2 protein-coding genes are annotated in these 2507 nt (G+C 69.5%); both read right to left on the bottom strand.

The window, feature by feature from the left end:
• Positions 1-76: 76 nt before the first annotated feature.
• Positions 77-1252, bottom strand: a complete 1176-nt coding sequence (locus tag HMPREF0043_RS02410; RefSeq protein WP_021601241.1) for an acetate/propionate family kinase — start codon at positions 1250-1252, stop codon at positions 77-79.
• A gap of 22 nt (positions 1253-1274) precedes the next feature.
• Positions 1275-2507 (bottom strand): phosphate acetyltransferase (gene pta, locus HMPREF0043_RS02405; RefSeq protein ID WP_021601240.1); only part of this gene is annotated, 1233 nt, incomplete at its 5' end.

The following is a 2507-nucleotide window of genomic DNA, read 5'->3' as shown; positions in this document are numbered from 1 at the left end:
CGACGTCGTCCCACCCGCCCCTAAGCCGTTCGTTCGCTGTTGTCGCGGTCGGTGGATGCGGCGGCGCGCGAAGGCGTCACACCAGGCTCATGGCCTGGCGGGCGATGGCCAGCTCCTCGTTGGTCGGCACCACCAGCACAGCGACCCGCGAATCCGCGGTCGACAGTATGCGCGGCTCCTTCGATCTGGCCGCGTTGAGCTCCTGGTTGATCTTCACGCCGAAGGGCTCCAGCCGCCCGATGACGTCCGCCCGCAGATCGGCGTCGTTCTCCCCCACGCCCGCGGTGAAGGTGATGGCGTCCAAGCCCCCCATGGTCGCCGCGTAGGCGCCGATGTACTTGACGATGCGGTGCGCGTAGACGTCCAGGGCGGTCCTGGCGCGCTCGTCGCCCGCGGCGGCCATCGACCGGACGAGCCGCATGTCGTTCTCCCCGGTCAGTCCCTTCAGGCCGGAGCCGCGGTTGAACAGGGTGTCGAGTTCGTCGATGCTCATCCCGCCCACTCGCGCCAGATGGAAGACGACCGCCGGGTCGATGTCGCCCGTGCGGGTGCCCATGACCAGCCCTTCGAGCGGCGTCAGGCCCATCGAGGTCTCGACCGCCCGCCCGCTCTCGACGGCGGACACCGAGGCGCCGTTGCCCAGGTGGAGGACGATCTGCCTGAGGTCGTCGCGGCCGAGGATGTCGGCGACCCGCCCCGAGACGTAGTGGTGGGATGTGCCGTGGGCGCCGTACCGGCGGACCTCGTATCTCTCCGCGATGTCGCGGTCGAGCGCGTACACGGCGGCCTCGTCGGGCAGGCTCTGGAAGAAGGCGGTGTCGAAGACGACCACGTGCGGCACGTCGGGCAGAAGCCGCCGCGCCACGACGATCCCCTTGAGATGCGCCGGGTTGTGGAGCGGAGCCAGCGGGCACAGCTCTTCGATCTTGGCCTGGACGGCGTCGTCGATGAGGGCGGGCCCGTCGAAGTACTTGCCTCCCTGGACGACGCGATGGCCGACGGCTCTGATCGCGCCGTCGGTCAGCGAGGGGCCGATCTCCTCGAACAGGCCGATCGCGGTCTCCAAGCCGACCCCGTGATCGGCGACCGGCCCTTCGATTTCGCGCACACGGTCCCCGTAGGTGTGGCGGATGAGGCCGTTCTCCTCCCCGATGCGCTCGACCAGGCCGGTGGCGACGGCCTCGCCCGTGTCGGGGTCGACGAGCTGGTATTTGATCGAGGAGCTGCCCGAATTGATGACGAGAACTGACATTGCGGATCCTTGGATAGCGAGCTTACTTCTGCTGGGCCTGGATGGCCGTGATGACGATGGTGTTGACGATGTCCTCGACGAGCGCGCCGCGCGAGAGGTCGTTGACCGGCTTGTTGAGGCCTTGGAGGACGGGGCCGACCGCGACGGCGCCCGAAGAGCGCTGCACGGCCTTGTACCCGATGTTCCCCGCGTTGAGGTCGGGGAAGACGAAGACGGTCGCCCGTCCGGCGACGGGGGACCCGGGCAGTTTCTTGGCCGCGACGGCGGCGTCGACGGCCGCGTCGTACTGGATCGGGCCCTCGATGAGCAGGTCGGGGCGCTTCTGCCTGGCCAGGCGGGTCGCCTCGGCGACGGCGTCGACGTCGGGGCCCTTGCCCGAATCGCCCGTCGAGTAGGAGAGCATGGCCACGCGGGGTTCGACCCCGAAGCCTGCCGCCGTCTCGGCGGAGGAGACGGCGATGCTGGCGAGCTCGTCCGGAGACGGATTCGTGTTGACCGCGCAGTCGCCGTAGGCGAAGACGCGATCCGCCATGAGGAGGAGGAAGACGGAGGAGACGATCGACGTGCCGGGCTTGGTCTTGATGATCTGGAAGGACGGGACGATCGTGTGGGCGGTCGTGTGGGCGGCGCCCGAGACCATGCCGTCGGCGTCGCCCATGTGCACCATCATCGTGCCGAAGTAGGAGATGTCCCGCACGGTTTCGAGCGCCTGCTCGTAGGTGACCCCCTTCTTCGCGCGCAGCCGGGCGAACTCCTCGGCGTAGGCGTCGAGGCGCTCGGGGTCGTTCACGGAGACGATCGAGGCGCCGGAGACGTCCAGGCCGAGTTCGGCCGCGCGCGCCTCGACCGCGTCGGCCTCGCCGAGCAGGACGATGTCGGCCACGCCTCGCTGAAGGCACTCGGCCGCCGCGCGCAGGATGCGGTCGTCATCGGATTCGGGGAGCACGATGCGCATTCTGTCGGATCGCGCCTTCCTCACCAGGGCCGCCGTGAAGCTCAACGGCGTGACGACGTCGGAGCCGTGGGCCATGGCCTCCAGAAGGGTTCGGGCGTTCCCGTCCGACAGGCCCGGTCCGCGGTCCGACGCGGATTCGCCCTCGCCGCTGGAGAAGAACACCAGCGGCGAGGGAAAGCCCTCCAGGTGCTCGCGCGCGTCGTCGGGCGCGTCGACGACGACCGTGGCGGAGATCGGAGCGTGCTCCTTGCTGATCTCCGCTGCCGCGAGAGTGGCGGTCGCCGCCACCTGCCTGCCCGT

It is taken from the genome of Actinobaculum sp. oral taxon 183 str. F0552 (genome assembly GCF_000466165.1).
Lineage (GTDB): Bacteria > Actinomycetota > Actinomycetes > Actinomycetales > Actinomycetaceae > Peptidiphaga.
This window is presented reverse-complemented; position numbering and strand designations above follow the sequence as displayed.